At 49.9% G+C, this 16,722-nt stretch carries 16 protein-coding genes and 1 tRNA gene; 4 read left to right on the top strand and 13 right to left on the bottom strand.

Annotated elements, in window-relative coordinates; translation table 11 throughout:
* Positions 1-240: 240 nt before the first annotated feature.
* A complete protein-coding gene (locus tag H6F90_RS27445; protein ID WP_190555166.1) occupies positions 241-1,149 on the bottom strand; it encodes a ferritin-like domain-containing protein in 909 nt (302 codons plus the stop codon).
* Between the two features lie 170 nt (positions 1,150-1,319).
* Positions 1,320-2,738, bottom strand: coding sequence for a type I glutamate--ammonia ligase (glnA, locus tag H6F90_RS27440; RefSeq protein WP_190434626.1), 1,419 nt, complete (start codon positions 2,736-2,738; stop codon positions 1,320-1,322).
* Between the two features lie 521 nt (positions 2,739-3,259).
* Here glnA and H6F90_RS30285 point away from each other — a divergent pair.
* Both H6F90_RS30285 and apcB read left to right on the top strand, forming a co-directional pair.
* Positions 3,260-3,622, top strand: a complete 363-nt coding sequence (locus tag H6F90_RS30285) for a hypothetical protein (RefSeq protein ID WP_199296219.1) — start codon at positions 3,260-3,262, stop codon at positions 3,620-3,622.
* Between the two features lie 352 nt (positions 3,623-3,974).
* Positions 3,975-4,484: an allophycocyanin subunit beta gene (gene apcB / locus H6F90_RS27430; protein WP_190434623.1), complete on the top strand. Its 510-nt coding sequence runs from the start codon at positions 3,975-3,977 to the stop codon at positions 4,482-4,484.
* A 167-nt stretch (positions 4,485-4,651) separates the two neighbouring features.
* On the opposite strand, the gene H6F90_RS30280 is transcribed toward apcB, so the two are convergent.
* Positions 4,652-5,260, bottom strand: a complete 609-nt coding sequence (locus H6F90_RS30280) for a hypothetical protein (protein ID WP_199296218.1) — start codon at positions 5,258-5,260, stop codon at positions 4,652-4,654.
* A 73-nt stretch (positions 5,261-5,333) separates the two neighbouring features.
* Here H6F90_RS30280 and H6F90_RS27420 point away from each other — a divergent pair, with 73 nt between their 5' ends.
* Entirely contained in the window at positions 5,334-6,164 is an 831-nt protein-coding gene (locus H6F90_RS27420; protein ID WP_190555165.1) for a TlyA family RNA methyltransferase, read from the top strand.
* Between the two features lie 194 nt (positions 6,165-6,358).
* On the opposite strand, the gene H6F90_RS27415 is transcribed toward H6F90_RS27420, so the two are convergent.
* The 8 genes from H6F90_RS27415 to H6F90_RS27380 form a co-directional block, all read right to left on the bottom strand.
* Positions 6,359-7,792 (bottom strand): GTP-binding protein, encoded by a 1,434-nt coding sequence (locus H6F90_RS27415; RefSeq protein ID WP_190555164.1) that lies wholly within the window; start codon positions 7,790-7,792, stop codon positions 6,359-6,361.
* Positions 7,764-9,410 carry a DUF697 domain-containing protein gene (locus H6F90_RS27410; RefSeq protein ID WP_190555163.1) on the bottom strand — a complete coding sequence of 549 codons (1,647 nt, stop codon included), beginning with the start codon at positions 9,408-9,410 and terminating at the stop codon, positions 7,764-7,766. The genes H6F90_RS27415 and H6F90_RS27410 overlap by 29 nt, the downstream gene beginning before the upstream one ends.
* A gap of 237 nt (positions 9,411-9,647) precedes the next feature.
* Positions 9,648-9,724: transfer RNA gene (locus H6F90_RS27405), tRNA-Met, on the bottom strand.
* Between the two features lie 50 nt (positions 9,725-9,774).
* A complete protein-coding gene (locus H6F90_RS27400; protein WP_190435073.1) occupies positions 9,775-10,728 on the bottom strand; it encodes an asparaginase in 954 nt (317 codons plus the stop codon).
* Positions 10,729-10,858: 130 nt separating this feature from the next.
* Positions 10,859-11,356: a CGLD27 family protein gene (locus H6F90_RS27395; protein ID WP_190555162.1), complete on the bottom strand. Its 498-nt coding sequence runs from the start codon at positions 11,354-11,356 to the stop codon at positions 10,859-10,861.
* 57 nt (positions 11,357-11,413) lie between these two features.
* Positions 11,414-11,845, bottom strand: coding sequence for a ribosome silencing factor (gene rsfS, locus H6F90_RS27390; protein WP_190434608.1), 432 nt, complete (start codon positions 11,843-11,845; stop codon positions 11,414-11,416).
* Positions 11,846-11,848: 3 nt separating this feature from the next.
* The gene (gene yqeK, locus H6F90_RS27385; protein WP_370588110.1) at positions 11,849-12,556 is read right to left on the bottom strand and encodes a bis(5'-nucleosyl)-tetraphosphatase (symmetrical) YqeK; all 708 of its coding nucleotides are present in this window, start codon (positions 12,554-12,556) and stop codon (positions 11,849-11,851) included.
* 160 nt (positions 12,557-12,716) lie between these two features.
* Positions 12,717-14,006 (bottom strand): glycosyltransferase family 4 protein, encoded by a 1,290-nt coding sequence (locus tag H6F90_RS27380; protein ID WP_190555161.1) that lies wholly within the window; start codon positions 14,004-14,006, stop codon positions 12,717-12,719.
* Positions 14,007-14,321: 315 nt separating this feature from the next.
* On the opposite strand from H6F90_RS27380, the gene H6F90_RS27375 reads away from it, so the two are divergent.
* Positions 14,322-15,107 (top strand): 7-carboxy-7-deazaguanine synthase QueE, encoded by a 786-nt coding sequence (locus H6F90_RS27375; RefSeq protein WP_190555160.1) that lies wholly within the window; start codon positions 14,322-14,324, stop codon positions 15,105-15,107.
* Between the two features lie 140 nt (positions 15,108-15,247).
* Here the strand turns inward: H6F90_RS27375 and H6F90_RS27370 are convergent, their stop codons facing one another.
* Positions 15,248-15,853 carry a DUF3318 domain-containing protein gene (locus H6F90_RS27370; RefSeq protein ID WP_370527488.1) on the bottom strand — a complete coding sequence of 202 codons (606 nt, stop codon included), beginning with the start codon at positions 15,851-15,853 and terminating at the stop codon, positions 15,248-15,250.
* Positions 15,854-16,049: 196 nt separating this feature from the next.
* Positions 16,050-16,607 (bottom strand): hypothetical protein, encoded by a 558-nt coding sequence (locus H6F90_RS27365; RefSeq protein WP_190434592.1) that lies wholly within the window; start codon positions 16,605-16,607, stop codon positions 16,050-16,052.
* Positions 16,608-16,722: the final 115 nt, after the last annotated feature.

The raw sequence follows: 16,722 nt of genomic DNA, 5'->3' as shown, positions 1-16,722 counted from the left end.
GGAGTTCCTGCTCAGTAGAGTAGATCGGCGTGACGCAAGTACCAATCTACCTCACGTCTCGTCGGTTGTCGCTACCCCAACTGTAGCTTGTGAGGGATTTTTCAATCACGGAATAATTCAGGTAAGGGTAGGTCTTGTGCCCACCCTGTCACCCATCAGGGCAACCATAAGGGATTGCCCCTACAGGCAGCATTTCATAATGTGCAATGCCTTGTGTGCGTTTAGGCGATCGCCAAACCGCTAGGCAGTGGCTTTAGCGTTTTCCGGCTTGCTGGTGCTTGGTTTGCTGATGCCACTGATAAACATGGGGACAAATTTTTGTAAGAAAGCTTGAGGGTCACGCTTCCAAGCCCGCTGCACCACGTCAATCCGGGTTTGTTGTAGATCGGGTGCCAGTAGGGTTTGGGGCAACCGCTCCATCAGGTATTGAGGGCGTTGCCACAATGGCATGGTCTCCGCGATCGCCATCAGTTTCTCCACCCGACGAATTTCAGCCCCCAGCGTAATGTCCATGCCTGATTCAAAGGCAGCTTGCTCAACAGCGGCATATTTGCGCTTGGCTAAATCTACCTTCTGGGCATGTTCTGGACTCTTGCGAGCCAGTTCTGCCAGCCAGCGGTTGCCCCAGCGTACATGCCCCGCTTCCTCAGGCAAAATCCGCTCAATGGTTTCCCGAATTTTAGTATTTTCCTCAGTTTGCGGAGCTTTTTTCAAAGCATGAATGTGAGCTGAAAAATACTCGCAACCGCGCTTTTCAGTGACATTAATGGCTGCCAGAACTGAAATCAAGAATTCATCGCGATCGCGTCCTAGATCCACAGCCTCGCTATCGAGTAAGCGCTCAAACTCTTGAATATAAGAAGAACCAGGTGGCAAGCCGACATTGGCACCCAAATCCACCAGCAGATCCGTCAGCCACATAGCGTGCCGAGCTTCATCAGAAATATGCCGAGAGAGATCGCGGATTAGCTCCGGAGGCTGCCCATCCAACTGTTCGATTAAATCGGTTAAGTCTTTGCAACTGCGCTGCTCACTATAGCGGTAGCGGTTGAGAGTGACTAAATGTAGCTCGCGATCGCGCACTACTTGGCTCAAAATCTCGCGTGCGCCCAGCGTGTTGAGCAGCTTGCGAGGATAAGCAACAGTCATACTTTTTATGTGGTTTTGTAAAGCAACTCTCTCATCCTAGCGTAGTCATTCCTGGCTTAGCCTAGAAAATTGATGCGCTATGCGAGCCATAAAAAAGCCACCCCGTAGAGTGGCTTACAAACTACCCTGGGCGGTAGCTAAAAAACTAGATGTTCAGGGCATTCAGGAGATTAGACATCGTAGTAGAGCGCAAACTCGTAGGGGTGAGGCCGTAACCGCATGGGGTTGACTTCGTTGTCGAGCTTGTACTCAATCCAGGTATTGATAAAGTCTTCGGTGAAGACACCACCCACAGTCAAGAACTCATGGTCTTCTTCCAGAGCCTTTAGGGCATCGAGCAGAGAGCCAGGGGTGGAAGGAATCTTCGACAGCTCTTCAGGGCTGAGGTCGTAGATATCCACATCCAAAGGCTCACCCGGATCGATTTGATTCTTAATTCCATCGATACCCGCACAGAGCATGGCTGCGAAAGCGAGGTAGGGGTTAGAAGTCGCATCAGGGCAACGGAACTCCAAGCGCTTCGCTTTGGGGTTAGTGCCAGACAGCGGAATCCGGATAGAAGCAGAGCGGTTACCTTGGGAGTAAGCCAAGTTTACAGGCGCTTCAAATCCAGGCACCAAACGCTTGTAGGAGTTAGTGGTGGGGTTGGTGAGAGCCAACAGAGCAGGAGCATGCTTGAGGATGCCACCAATGTAGTGGAGAGCCATCTGGCTCAGGTTGGCGTAGCCATCACCCCAGAATAGAGGCTGACCACCTTTCCAAATGGATTGGTGAGTGTGCATACCAGAACCGTTGTCGTTAAACAAAGGCTTAGGCATGAAAGTAACGGTTTTACCGTGACGCTTGGCGACGTTCTTGATCACATATTTGTAGGTCATCAAGTGGTCTGCGGCGCGAACCAAAGTGTCGAAGCGGAAGCCCAGTTCGCACTGACCGCCCGTAGCAACTTCATGGTGATGCTTCTCGATGGGCACGCCGCACTCAGCCATCACCAACAGCATTTCGGTCCGGATGTCTTGCAGCGTGTCGGTGGGCGCAACGGGGAAATAGCCTTCTTTGTAGCGAGGCTTGTAGCCCAAGTTGCCGCCTTCTTCTTTGCGACCAGAGTTCCAGCGACCTTCTACCGAATCCACATGGTAGTAGCCTTCGTTCTCGGTTTGGTCAAACCGGACATCTTCAAAGACGAAAAATTCTGCTTCAGGACCTAAGTAAGCGGTGTCACCAAGGCCCGTGGAGGTGAGGTAATCGACTGCTTTTTGAGCAATGGTGCGGGGACAACGGCTGTAAGGCTCACCCGTTCTAGGCTCTTGAATGCTGCAAATAATGCTGAGAGTAGGCTCAGCCATGAACGGATCAATCCAAGCGGTGTTTGGATCGAGCACCATTGACATGTCTGATTCATTGATGGCTTTCCAGCCCCGGATGCTGGAACCGTCGAAGGGCACCCCGTCGGTGAAGCTGCTCTCATCGATTTGGTCATGATAGACCGTGAGGTGCTGCCAGGTTCCGGGCATGTCAATGAATTTAAGATCAATCATCTTGATCTGTTTTTCTTTGATCAGATTCAAGATGTCTTGTGCAGTCGCCATGAATTACTCCTTAATGTCTGGGCAAATCTAGGAAGGGAGAGGTCTGCGAGCGATGGAGGTCAGCCAGGTGATATAGATGGAGCACAACCTGATTCAGAACTGCACTGCCTCAACGGTGTGACAAAGGTAGAGCCGAGACATGAGCAGTCAGCCAATCCCAAAGTCACTAGCGGTTGATGGGTGATCAGTCACAACTTTTACTTGATGATTCCTGCGACTCGTTATTTCTAGAGGCACTTTGCATTTTGCAATGTTTGCGGCGTCTTTTAGCACACACTCATCGGCAGGGTTGGTTATACCTGAATCATCCTAAAAATAGGGTTGGGGATAGTTTGTATCCTTTGCTACCAAACTCTCTTGAAGCTTACCAAAATACGGACGAAATTAATCTTGATCGTTGTCCTCCTTCAGCCTTCTCTTGAAAAATGAAAAATTGTAGCGGAATTGACAGTTTTTCATTTTTAGGCTGAGTTGGCCCTTAAAATAGTATCAGAAGCTACAGTTCTGTATTTCTAATCACTATGATTTTTGAAACTGATTTTGACCAACAAGAGGCCCTGAAATATCGGCCAGGCCAGAAGGTTGAGCTGAAGCATCAGCCAGGTATGGTGGACGTGATTGCCAGTTACGACCCGATGATGGTGCCGCCCATTTTTCTGGTGAGTGACCCTATGCCTCGCTACCCAGAAGAATTGCACGTTTTGCCAGCTCCAGCCCTGAGCCGCAATTGGCTGAGCTTCTCCGGACAAACTCAGTATCCTGCTTGTTCTTTGGGCGATCGCGAAGCATCACGGCGGGTAAATCGTGAAGTGTCGCGTCAAGCGAACCGTCGAAGTCAGCAGTCAACATTCGGTCAGCGTTCTAAAGACAAAGTTTTCTCTTAAATCTTTAACCTTACTAATTCCTACTATTTCTAAATGTTGAGAATAGTAGAAAATAAGGCACATAAAACTTAACAGATTAGAAGCCATTCAGCTCGAATTCAGCGCCAATTACGCTGATCTTGCCGTGGTAAACTTAACCCTAAATCCTAATGCACCAGCCCGACTCACGGTTGAAGTCAGCGCTGCGCTAGGAGTACAGAGTCATTTTGTGCAGTAAGCTGTAGCAATTGCATGGGCCATCTTCAACCTATTAAAACGTCAGCGTTTAGTAGCTAGAATGACTGACTATTGACAGGTTGACGCGGGTCAAAAATAGCAAACACGTATAGGAACCACTTAGGAGAGTCATTTCATGCGGGACGCAGTGACAAGCCTGATTAGAAACTACGACATTACGGGCCGATATCTTGATCGGGATGCCCTTGACTCACTGAAATCCTACTTTGGCAGTGGCACAGCTAGAGTTCAGGCCGCAGCAGTCATTAATGCGAATGCTGCCACCATCGTCAAGCAAGCAGGCTCGCGCCTGTTTGACGAACTTCCAGAATTGATTCGTCCTGGTGGTAATGCTTATACCACTCGTCGCTATGCAGCCTGCTTGCGGGATATGGACTACTACCTGCGCTATGCCAGCTATGCTCTGGTCGCAGGAGATATGGACGTTTTGGATGAGCGAGTTTTGGAAGGTCTAAGGGAAACCTACAACTCTCTAGGAGTTCCCATCGGCCCCACAGTACGTGGCATCCAATTAATGAAGGACATTGTCAAAGAGCAAGCAACCGCCGCTGGTATTGCTGATCCTGCCTTTGTGGATCAACCCTTTGACTACATGACTCGCGAACTCAGTGAACAGGACGTTTAATTGCTCGATTAACCCCTAGGTTTTGGGGTGAGTCTTGGCATTCAGGTTTGAGCTAGATAGGGGTAGGTTTGGGAGCAAGATTTGCGAGTGGGCAAAGGTTGTTGCTGAGCTTACCCCTATTAGTTTTGCCCTTACTAGTTTTTAAGTTTTGGCATTTGTTGCCAGGATTAAAGGTGCCGGAAGTCTAACTCAGCATCCGGTTCTAATACCCAAACCACATCTCCCTTGACGCTGCTAGTAATAACAGTTTGATCACCACGACGGCTCAGCCTAGCAGCAACCTCAAGTGCTTGGGCTCGGTCTTTAACAACTTTGAAGAAGCTGTAATACTGTCCCTCGACTGCAATGGCTGACAATCGGTGCTCCAAATCCGGGACTCGGATATGGCAGGGACGATATTTGTTGCGAGATTCTAGAACTTTAGCTGTTGCTGAGCTTGTTTTGATGCCCGTTGCCTGTGCCGTGGGTGCTAAATCAGTCTGAGCCGGAAGATCTAGATACGCCTCTCGCTCTAAGACCCAAATTGCATCCCCTTTGATGGTCGCCGTTATTACGGCTTCTTCACCTTTGTTGGCCAGGCGGTTGGCGATCTCCAGAGCTTGCTGTCGCTCTTTCACTAGCTTAAGTAGGCTGTAGAACTTACCATTCACACGAATTGCAGCAACGCGAGCGTCTAAGTCGGGTACGCGGATGTGGCAAGGCTGATATTGAGTTCGAGACTCTAAAATGCGAGGTGGAGGATTCACGGTCGTCTGCGAAGAACCTTCGGGTGGCATGGTGGAAGATGAGATGGCCTCAAAAGCTTTATTTTATAGGTGTTCCTTCATTTTAATTTTTTAGTGCAGTTCCTTGGCTAAGCAACGACTCGATACCTTACTTGTAGACCTAAAACTCTGTGACTCTCGACAGCAGGCCCAGCGCTTGATTCGGGCAGGAGAAGTCAAAGTGAACCAGCAGGTCGTGGATAAACCGGGTACCGAGATTGACTCTACGGCTCAGATTGCCGTGAAGCAGCGATCGCCCTACGTGTCTAGAGGCGGCGAAAAACTAGCCAAAGCCCTAGAAGCCTTTCCCATTGAAATCACTGGTCGTGTCTGCTTAGATGGCGGCATTTCTACAGGCGGCTTTACCGATTGTCTGTTGCAGTCAGGAGCGCAGAAAGTCTACGGCATTGATGTTGGCTATGGGCAAGTAGCCTGGACCTTGCGCCAAGACCCCCGTGTGGTCCTCCGAGAGCGCACCAATCTCAGGCACTTAAAGCCAGAAGAGCTGTACGAGCAAGGTCAGCCTGATGCCGATCTAGGAGTTGCCGATGTCTCCTTTATCTCCTTAACGAAAGTATTACCCGCCCTGTGGCAATTGCTGAAAGAACCGCGAGAAGCAATTTTGCTTGTGAAGCCACAATTTGAAGTGGGGCGATCGCGCGTTGGCAAGAATGGCGTAGTCCGCGACCCCAAAGACCAAGCAGAAGCGATCGCCCAAGTCATCCAAACTGCCCAAGCCCTTGGTTGGCACTACCAAGGCTTAACTTGGTCCCCCCTACAAGGCCCAGCCGGAAACATCGAATACCTTTTATGGCTAAGCATGAGTGACTCCGTTCCTACCCCGGACCTAGGCGCGATCGTCCAGCTCACCAAAGCGGCTCAGCAAGCACTTACGGGGATGAAGGAGGAGGGATGAGGAAGGAAGGAGTAAAGAAAGCAGCTAGAAGTCAGGAGTTGGAAGCTTAACAGCTAAAGTCAACAGCCACCACAACCCAAGACTCGAAACTCCTACGCACAGCTTCGTTTGGAGGGGGCCTGGGGGACGCAACCGTCCCTCAGCGGGGGTTTGGGGGCGAGTGCCCCCAAGGCTCGGCAACTTAGCTTCATTAGCTACCCCAAAAACTCCCCAATTTCCTGCCGCAGGCGATAAACAATCGTGTTTGGCTCAATTTGGCTCAAAATATCTTGAATCGCTGTATTTGGCCCTTGTGGTCCCCAAGTACAACCTTGCTCCAAATACACCTGAGCTGCCCGTCCGATCGCGTAGGCTCCATACCCAGCCGCCGCTGCTTGCACCACAGCTACCCCAGCATAGCCAGAAAAGTTGGCTGGGTTCTCACCCGAAGCGATCGCCACAGTACTCTTACCTAAACCCAACAAAACGCCACTGCCCAACTCACTCAGCAGCAAACTGCCAGAACTAAGCAAAATAGTTTTCCAAAGCTTCCCAGCTTCATAGCGAGTCATCGGTAAGCCATAGAGCCGCGCCAACTCCCGAATTAGCGCTAAATCCGCCACCACACCTCCCGCTAAATCCAAAAACGCAATTGGATTTAAGGCGATCGCCATTGCTTTATAGCGAGTGAACTTCCAGATCAATGCCTCCGCTTCCGGACTGCATAGCTCAATGGTCGTTTGGGCAATTTTGGTTTCGGCTTCCCGCGCTTGCCGCAGAGCATTCAATGCTAGGAGCGATCGCCCTTCCCGGTTCAACAACGTCAGCAGCTTGTCTTGCAACGGCTCAATCTGGGGGGGTGGCGATTCCCACTCATAAGTGACACGACCATCGGGCCACTCTACCCGCACTTGCAACGGGGCAGGCTCGGCAGCCACCATCACAATCTCCTCAGTCGAGAGCAATTGCTGGAGGCGTCGGCTATCTCTGGTGTTGGCTCCTAGTTGCTGTAGGTTTTTATAAATCGCTTGGCGATCGCGATCTGGATACAGATCAATTTTGTTGAACACCAAAAGCAGCGGTTTTTGAGCATCCCGCAGTTCGCACAACGCTTGATACTCAGTCCGGGTAATATCGCCAGAGACCACAAACAAAATTAGATCTGCTTGTCGAGCCACATCGCGAGCCATTTTGGCCCGAGCCTGTCCTTGCACCTCATCCAAGCCAGGGGTATCGATTAACTCAACTTGCACTTTGCTGTCTGCGTTCGGCACCCAACGCACCGAGCGGGGCCATTGCGTGACTCCATTCAGCGGTCCCGTTTGCAAAACTTTTTGCCCTAAAAGAGCATTCAATACAGCTGACTTCCCGCGACTCACCAACCCAAAGGTGGCAATCCGGATCACTCCCTGGTCCAGCTTATTCATGGTGGCAGCTAAGCTCTCCAGCTCTGTTTGCAAAGCCGCTTGCAACTCTAAATTGTTAGGCAGCTTAAATTGCCGCAAACGGTGGGTATGCCGCGCCAAGATTTCCCGTAGGCTGGCTCTAGCTCGACTGAAATGTGATTCTTGTGGAGTAGAACGAGCGGAACTGGAAGCAGACTGAGCGCTATTAGGGGCGTTAGGTTGAGAGGAGGGAGGTTGACTCAAGGCTCGTACTGGAAAGACTGACCGCAGATCTATTCTCCTCTACCAGCTCCAATTCGTGGCTAGCTAGCTGTAGGTTTGGCAACGGGATAGATGCCAATGGTAAGGCTGGCTCTGTGGCAGCGACTAATTGCAATTGAGGTTGTGGCTGAGGAGAGGGATTGGGAGTAAAGCGCTCTGTCACCTGCTTCACTAGAGCTTGGAAAAGACTCACTTGCTGGTTTTGCTGGAATACGGTTTTGAGAACTTGAGTCAGGCGATCGAGACTGAGGGGATTTTCCGCCTCTGAGCGAATCGAGGCACTTTGTTCCTCAAAATATTCACTCAAACTCAATCCAGCTAAGCGGGTTAAATAAGCAGCGCTAGCACCTTGCACAGCCCCACCTGCCACATAGGTAATGGCATGGCTCTTGAGCACGGTACCGATCGCCTGGGTAGATAGCTCGACTAAACCTAATTTCAGCAGCAAACTAGCCATTGTCTTAGCAATGGTCTGCGCCTGTTGTAAGGAAAATTTTTGCTGATAAATGGTACTCAGGTCTAGAACTAGCTGAGCATTAATGGCGCTGGTGGCTAAGAGATCTAGAGCGGGCACTGGGCTAGCAAAAGCCGTGGCTGCGGCGATCCATTGATATTGCTCAATCAGCGGCAAGGCCCGATCGCGGCGAACCTGATTCAGAACTGCTTGCACCTCAGCCTTCAAAGCGATCGCGCTGCGCCAAGTGGTTGCCCAAACCAATTTCTGACTCTCCTGAGTTAACAACTGCTGCAACCGCTCGGAGAGTAAATTAATATCGGGTTGGGGCTGCTCCATCCATTCCTGCACTGACCCATCGGCTTGGTGTTGGCGCACTTTCAAGGGGCTGGGAACTGCCGCGATCGCGACTACATCAGCACTACTTAAATAATCTTGAGTGCGCGATTGCAGTTGCTTGAGCACCAGCGATCGCTCAGTGGGTAAATACTGATCTTGCTTATTCAGAACTAGGAGTAAGTGCTGATTAGCTGTAGCCAGTTGTTGCACCACCTGCAACTCTGACGCAGTCAAGTCTCCTACCACCACAAAAATAACTGCATCTGCGGTTTGCGCCTCAGCGATCGTATCGGCATCGAGGGTGGAAGTTTCTGCTGCGAGCAGAGCGGGTAGATCTTGCCAAGAAACAGATGACGATAAAGATAACCCTTGTGCTTGCAGGACGTGAACCAAAGAAGTTTTGCCCACCGCTTGTCCCCCCACCACGGCAACTCGAAGTGCCTGCCGCTCTAGTTCCGGAGTTAAAGCTTGAAGCTGCGCTTTTAGGGTTGGAATCCGGGCAATGGTTTCCGGGCGCACCTTGTCTAAGGTGGCTACTTCAGCTTGTAACCGCTGAATTCTGTCTTCAACTTCCCTGAGGCTTTGCTCAACCTGTAGACGGCTCACAGGAGATGCTGGAGCAGAAATGGGAGCAATTTGAGCGTTAGGTTTCTGAAGAAACCAAAGACCTGTCCCTGCTGCGATCGCTCCTAGGGTGACTAAACCGCTGACCTCTGCCAACGAGTGCGCCATACTCTCTAGAAACCACAGCCCAAAGGTAAGCCCTACTCCCCCGACTAAAACAGGTCGCCGCCACAGGACAGTCATAGAATTACCAGCAATTGATAAAAAGTTTCTGTTAGCAGTTCTAGCCTGACTAGTATCACTTCTGCGGCGAAAAATTCCACGCCTGACCAAAAGTGTTACTTGCCCACCTTCACATTGCCCTTGATACCTCTATTTTACGGGTAGGACTCTGCTTCTAGAGGGTGTAGTCGGGTGGCTAACAAATTCAAGACAAAAATAAAGCCCTGTAGCGATTAACTACAGAGCTTTATTTTTATTTGGTGGCGGGGCATGGATTTGAACCATGGACCTTCGGGTTATGAGCCCGACGAGCTACCAGACTGCTCTACCCCGCGTCGGCTTTATTAATATAACCAAAAGCTTCTGAGATTGCAACCCCCAATTTCTAAATTAGGGATAATTCACCCAAAACGTCTAAACGCTTGAATGAACTCAGGGTAATAAAGCTCTCGGTTAGAGTCTCTGCGATCGCCGGTGTCACCCAACCCAGCTGCTTCAGAATGTGAATTGCTGCTGCGTATTTAGCTCGCTTAGCTCCATCCACCACCTTAATGGCTAGCCCTAAGCCTTCACCCACTCGACCAATGCACTGCACGCCTTCAGCACCCGATTTGCTGACCAACTCGCCTTGAGTCAGACGCATGACCTCGGTGTCAAACTCGCCCTCTCCCGCCACCATATTTGGGTGATGGGTCATGGCTCGGACAATTCGCTCCATATCTAAACTGCTGCCAGAGGCAAGCTGGGCATAGAGGGTCGCCATTTGTCCCAACTGCAAGAAATAAGTAGGAGCACCACAGTCATCGCGTGCACCTATAAATTCCTCGGCTGGCATACGGAGCAGCTCGGCAACCTTAGCCAAAATCAACTTCTGAACTGGATGATTGCGTTGTAAATAATTAGACAGCGGCCAGTTGCGTTGTTGACAGACTGCTAGCATCCCAGCATGTTTGCCAGAGCAGTTGTACTCCAATGGGCTGCGCTTGCCTTCAGGAGTTGGGCATTGCAGCGCCGATGGATCAATGTCGCTCCGCCACAGGATATTAAAAGCCTGCCGCACTTGCTCAATCGTGCCCTTGTGCGAGCTACAAATAATCGCTAAATCTCGATCGGTCAGGTTGTAGCGCTCTAATGTGCCCGTTGTGGTTATAGATAGCGCCTGAAACGGCTTGAGTGCAGAACGCACAAAGGTAGCAGTTTCTGCATTGCCTGCAACTGACAACACCCGCCCTCGGTCATCACAGGCGACAGCTTGGACGTGATGGCTGGACTCGACCAAACCTTCACGCAGTAATCTAACTTCTAGCTCAGCGGCTTGAGTTCGTTTTCCCCTAGTCATGGCTAAGACTGTGACATACTCCAGTTCCCAAGGCAAGCCTAGCTTACAGAGCTATAACACTTGCAATATTTTGGTTAATTTTTGTGGGACTAATTTTGTCGGCTAATGTTCTGGGGCTTAAATTTGGGGCTTAGAGGTATTGCCAAACAATGCCACCACAACAGAAAAGCGCGATGAGACCTCCGAAGCTGCGCTGTAAACGCCGTAAAATCGGTTGAATTTCGTAACTGACAATTAAGCGATCGCGCGTCAGCACTTCCGGCGGCTTGGGCCAATATTGACCGTCATACCAACCAGACTCTTCGTAGAAAACAGTTTCGTTGAGGAGGCGATCGCGAATATAACTCCAGCCCAAATATAGGCGGAGTAAAGGCAGCGCCACCATCAAGCTGGCCCCTGCTGCACCGCTGAGCGCAAACTGCACTGGATGCTTCACCCAGGAAAAGCTGTAGGTTGCCACTGGCCCAACCACAACCCAACTGCAAACCCAAATCCAGAGCATTGTGGTGAAGTAAGTTTGCAGAGGTAACGTAGCCCAACGGAAAAACCAAGACTCCTTCAAGTCTTGGTATTCGTTGAGCGGTTGCTGCTCAAAAGGAACGGGACAAATAGGGGTAGAAATATCCATAGGCAACACTAGCAAGTGCAGAGGCTACCCGAGAGCCATCTAGTCCCTTTAATTTACCTAATCCTTTGCCAACGTGGAAAACTCAATTTTTTCCGCATGGCCCCAAAACGCTTCAAGATTATAAAATTCTCGCTGCTCTGGCATAAAGATGTGGGCAATAACATCGCCGTAGTCTTGTACCATCCAGGTGCCATCGCCTTGGCCTTCTGTGCGGAGTGGGAAGCGTTGGGATTCTTCCTCTACCTTGTCCTCAATGGAGCGTGCGATCGCCCGCACTTGGACGCTGGAGAAACCTGTGACTAGGACAAAATAATCTGCTAAGTAGGAAACCTCAGAGACTTTGAGGATGACAATGTCAGCTCCCTTGCGATCGTCGGCAGCTTCAGCAACCATCAAAGCCAATTGCTTACTAGTATCTTGCTTCGCCACATCAGCCGGTTGAGATGAAGTAGCAACCGCTGGGTAAGAACGTACTTTGAAATCGGTCATTATTTAGTTCTCAATTCCTTGTGTAATAACAGAATTCGTGGGATGCGATCGTTTCAAGAACCAATTGCGCGTGAGAACAGTTCGAGGATGAATTAGCCGATGGGTATTGAGAAAATACTTCAAAGAATAGTCACAAGTTAAGTAAACTGCTTGGTGTAAATCCTGCAAACTGCTTTGTCGCAAGGCCTCTAATTCAGGATTCTCTCCTCGTCCTGGCTCTAAACTATCTGCTAAAAAGACAACACAACTCAATAAACCCATTCCAGGTCTACCTAATGTGTGGTCACAGATAGCTTGCAAGACTTCTTCGTCTTCAATCCCAAACTCATCTCTAGCTACAATGGCACTTGCGGGTGCATGAAGTAAGTGAGGATGGGCCGCCTCTACAGGGTCTATCTCCAAACCCTCAGCTTCAGCCATTTCTAGGAGACGTTGGGGCTTGAAATACTTTGCTAGATCATGCATCAAGCCTGCCTGGGCCGCTTTCTCTACATCTAAACCATGATGCTGAGCTAGCTCTACAGCAGTTTGCTCCACTCTCAAAATATGCTTGAGCCGCGCGTCAGGCACATTTTCTGCTAGCCAACTCAACACCCGTTCGCGTTCTACTATACCTGGCTGATAGTCAATGCCAGGAGGGAGAGGGCCAGAAGCATTTGGAGAGTGATTAGAAGGACGATTGCCCAAACTAGAAGATGGTTTGACCTGCAAAATTTTTGAGGAAAGATTTATTCAATCTGCCTCCCATTTTAGCTGAATTATTTGTAGCAGCACGTAAAGTTAGGGGTTTGTAAACCGTACAAAAATGCCCAGATACCACGATACCTGGGCTAGCACTGGTTTTCAGTGTGAAGTTTCTCTCCCAGAAGACTTAGAGATCAACCAAAGATTTTTCAGTCACAAGTTCTGGTAAAACAGGGCGCTTATTAGAAGCGTTTGCTGCCACAGTCTTAAACAGAGCCTCATACTGGTTAAGTGCTTGGTCAAAGGCATAGCGCTCAACCGCAAACTGTCTACCTTTCTGGCCTAGCAGTTGGGCTTTAGCAGGATTGGCGTGCAGTTCCAAGATGGCGGCGGCCAGTGCTTCAGGACTTTCTGGCTCAACTACAACACCCCCCCCGCTTTGCTGGACTGCTCTAGCAGCCGTTCCAGTGTCAGGAACGGAGGCAATAATGGGGCGACCACTCGCCAATAGCACCTGGGTTTTGGATGGCATATTGAAAGAGATCACATTGCTCTTTTGCACAATCAAGCCAATGTCAGAGGCGGCGAGCATTTCCGGCAATTTCTCTCGTGGTGCAAATGGCAAGAGCAGTACATTATCTGCCCCTCGAGATTGGCAGTAGTTTCGCAAGCCTTGCAGCGCTTTTTCCTCACCTACAATCACTACAGCGATTTCGGGAATGTGGCGCAGGCGGGTAGCGGCTTCAACGACTGTTTCTAGCCCTTGGGTCAGCGCGATATTGCCAGAGTAGAGGACGACAAACTTGTTTTCGAGTTTATGGGCGACTCGAAAGGCATTGTTTTCTTTGGGCAGGGGTCGGATGAAGTTGACATCCACCCAGTTGGGAATGCAGACCATCTTGTCTGGATCAACTCCCTTCGCGGTGAGGTTATCCACGAACCCCTCCGTAATCACGCTGATTTTGGTGGCAGTGCGATAAGCAAATTTTTCTAAGGCTGAGAAGACGCGAATCATGGTCTTACTCTCCAACAGCCCGACATGCACCGCTGCATCCGGCAAAATATCTTGTAGATTCAGTACCACTGGGCAGCGTCGTATCCAGCCGAGTAGCGCAGCAGGAACACTGACGGGTAAAGGTGGAACCGTGAGCAAGATGACATCAGGCCGCCAACCGCGCATGGCTTGCAGGAAGCTGGTCAAGACAAAGCTGCCATCTAGGAGAATGCGATCGAGTAAACCAGGCTTTGGCTTCACCCAAACAAAACTGCGTTGGATTGTAACTCCGTTTTTTTCTTCAGTGACATACCACTTCCCTTGATATTCGTCGTAAATGCGACGTTGGGGGTAGTTGGGCATGCCAGTGACGACGCGAACTTCGTGGCCTCGTTGCACCAATCCTTCTGCCAATTCGGTCATTAAGGGGGCAATCCCGATTGGCTCTGGATGGTAATTATAGGAATAAATTAGAATTCGCATAGTCGCTAAACTTAGATCGTTCTACGGAGCTGCGAGTCCAACGCACACCTTCAGAGTTTGCCTATATTGCATAGGACTCTAGAATGTTGCTGCGTCCTCACTAGCAACTTAGCGATAGATCACATACTTAAGAAACTTTAATGGTTATGCTTCAGCGAATCTTTTTGTAGGATTTTGTTCTTTTAAAGATCCGATAAACCTTTCCTCTAAAAGTGGCTGTTTTTCTGAGTAGGGCCACTGAACCTAGAGACACCCCGAATTTTGCGCTGTTTGGTCGTCTACAATGGGTTTTCCCTGCTAACGGCAATTGTTGAGATGACCGCTGACACCGCCACAGCTCGCTTGGTTGAAGTCTTTTCAGCTATCCAAGGCGAAGGACTAAATGTAGGCACGCGCCAACTTTTTATTCGGTTTGCCTTCTGCGATTTACGTTGCCACTTCTGTGATAGCGCTCATACCTGGACGGCCCCTGCTACTTGTCAAATTGAGCGATCGCCTGGACTACGAGATTTTGAGACGCATCCTAATCCAGTGACTTTACCCACTTTATTGGAGTGGGTGCAGCAGCAAAATCAGCCAGGGCTACACGACAGTATTAGCCTGACAGGAGGCGAACCTTTGCTGCACGCAGCATTTCTAGCCGAATTTTTACCTCAAGTGCGTCAGCAAACAGGACTGCCCATTTACCTCGAAAGTGGTGGGCATCGCCCTGAGCAGTTGGCAATGATTTTGCCGTATCTAGATGCGGTGGGCATGGATGTAAAGCTACCTAGCGTCAGTGGTGAGACTCTGTGGCAAGCTCATGCCGAGTTTCTCCAACGCTGTCATGATGCCTCAGTAGAAGTGTTTGTCAAGGCGATCGCCTCCCAAGCCACCAAACTAGAAGATTTAGAGCAGACGGCTGAATTAGTAGCTGCGGTGGATCCAGCGATTCCAGTCTTTCTTCAACCTGTAACTCCCCTAGATGCTGCTCACTCCCTGGGTCATGATTTTTCGCCACCCACTCCCGATCAAGTTCTGACCTGGCAAACTCTGATGAAGCGCTATTTAAAACAAGTTCGGGTTGTCCCCCAAACTCATAAAATGTTGGGCCAACTGTAAGGGCGAACGCCGTTTGCCCCTACAAGAATCTGTGAGGCAGAGTTAGGGAGTTGGTATGAGTTAAAACGGAGCTGAGTGTTTCCCCAACTCCGTTTAAGTCAGCCAAAAAGTCTCGGCAACGGGGCGTAATGATGAATTTGTTACAGTTCCGGACGGCTACCCTTGGCTTTGGCTTTAGCTTTCGCTGCACTGCGCTTCAAAGCTTCCAACCGAGCTTCGTACTTGCCGCGTTGCCGCTTCTTGGGAGTTTGATCAATTAAAGCTTTGAGGGCACTACCTAAACTCTTGTAAGCATTGGGTAAGCTGTAACCAAATCGAGTGGCTAGGGCGATCGCCTTCTCATCGGCATCGATCGCTTCTCGGACTGTACGCTCGTTATTGTTCTTCTGGAACAAGCGGTAGCCCGAAACCCCACACAATCCTAGGGCTAGCAGCAACAGCAACCCATCTTGGACCCAAAGTTCTCCTACAGCGCCACCCAGACCAATGGCTAAAGCTGCCATTTCCCAACCATCTTTGGGGATTGTATCGTTCTGGATGCGAGCGACTTCGTGCCAAAATAGTAAGTTACGCTGATCGATCGCTAGTTGCTCCCAGCGAATTAAGTCAATCTGAATTTCAACTTGATCCTTGCCAATCTCTTCAGCCGTAATCAGGGGAGGGTTAACAGTTGTGGCTCCCTCCACCATGACCCAACTTTGCAGTTCAGGGGGTAGCAAGGCTTTTAAACGCCGGAGTTCGCTCATCTCGGCTCTGGTCGTGGAGGTTGCATACGATGTCATAGTCCGGGCCTTGGCAACTCGCAACAAGAAAAGATACTACTTTGGAGTATAGCCGTCTTTCCATGCCAATAATTCTCTGCTTATCTAGTTAATCTAGGGCATTAGACGAGAATTACATCAGCAAGAATAAACTAGCGATCGCCTCCGCCTTATTTATTATTTACTCAGAAGGAAACGTGCCGCGTCGCTTCCGGGCCTCCATTGCTCGCTCTAACAGCTCCAAAAGTCCCGGTGCTTGTTCTTGCAGCGCCAACAGTAGTCTCTCTCCTTCTTCTTCGTAGCCTGGGTCTTGCCCAGTCTCCATCACAGCTTGCAATCGTGGCATCGCCACTTCATCTACGATTTGCACTAAGCCTGCTAAACAGCGGTTAAATTGGCGTTCTGTCAATAGAGAATCTTCGAGAGGGAATTCAATGATGGCTCGAATTTCACCATCAGACGGATCGTATTCCCATTGCAGCATCTTAGTTTCCCAAGAGATGCACAACATGGTTTGCAGGATGGCATTTTTGTAGGGGTGATTTTGGATGTCCGAAAGGACTTGAGGGGCAAACAGCTTAAAGAATTTGCCCTCCTCGTCTAGCTGAACCACAATGACGAAGTTTTCTACATTATCTGCCTCAACGCCTGTAACGATACGGTAGTCTGCTTCATCAAGATCGTAAGTCCAACCTTTGTTATCTAAATATTTGGCAATCTGTTGCAATGTCGCGCCCATAGGTGCCTCATCGGTGATTCGCTAAGCAAGCGGGTGAGATCAAAATGCTTAATCCTCTGCCCTATTGAATTTATCTGAGAAGAGGTAATCAGACAAAACCCCCACCAAGGGTAGG

This window comes from Trichocoleus sp. FACHB-591 (genome assembly GCF_014695845.1).
GTDB lineage: Bacteria > Cyanobacteriota > Cyanobacteriia > FACHB-46 > FACHB-46 > Trichocoleus.
The sequence above is the reverse complement of the archived record's forward strand: the minus strand, read 5'-3'. Positions and strand labels throughout refer to the sequence as shown.

Coding starts and splice junctions, on each gene's coding strand:
- H6F90_RS27445 (WP_190555166.1), bottom strand. CDS start 1,149: ATGACTGTTGCTTATCCTCGCAAGCTGCTCAACACGCTGGGCGCACGC.
- glnA (WP_190434626.1), bottom strand. CDS start 2,738: ATGGCGACTGCACAAGACATCTTGAATCTGATCAAAGAAAAACAGATC.
- H6F90_RS30285 (WP_199296219.1), top strand. CDS start 3,260: ATGATTTTTGAAACTGATTTTGACCAACAAGAGGCCCTGAAATATCGG.
- apcB (WP_190434623.1), top strand. CDS start 3,975: ATGCGGGACGCAGTGACAAGCCTGATTAGAAACTACGACATTACGGGC.
- H6F90_RS30280 (WP_199296218.1), bottom strand. CDS start 5,260: ATGCCACCCGAAGGTTCTTCGCAGACGACCGTGAATCCTCCACCTCGC.
- H6F90_RS27410 (WP_190555163.1), bottom strand. CDS start 9,410: ATGACTGTCCTGTGGCGGCGACCTGTTTTAGTCGGGGGAGTAGGGCTT.
- H6F90_RS27400 (WP_190435073.1), bottom strand. CDS start 10,728: ATGACTAGGGGAAAACGAACTCAAGCCGCTGAGCTAGAAGTTAGATTA.
- H6F90_RS27395 (WP_190555162.1), bottom strand. CDS start 11,356: ATGGATATTTCTACCCCTATTTGTCCCGTTCCTTTTGAGCAGCAACCG.
- rsfS (WP_190434608.1), bottom strand. CDS start 11,845: ATGACCGATTTCAAAGTACGTTCTTACCCAGCGGTTGCTACTTCATCT.
- H6F90_RS27380 (WP_190555161.1), bottom strand. CDS start 14,006: ATGCGAATTCTAATTTATTCCTATAATTACCATCCAGAGCCAATCGGG.
- H6F90_RS27375 (WP_190555160.1), top strand. CDS start 14,322: ATGACCGCTGACACCGCCACAGCTCGCTTGGTTGAAGTCTTTTCAGCT.
- H6F90_RS27370 (WP_370527488.1), bottom strand. CDS start 15,853: ATGAGCGAACTCCGGCGTTTAAAAGCCTTGCTACCCCCTGAACTGCAA.
- H6F90_RS27365 (WP_190434592.1), bottom strand. CDS start 16,607: ATGGGCGCGACATTGCAACAGATTGCCAAATATTTAGATAACAAAGGT.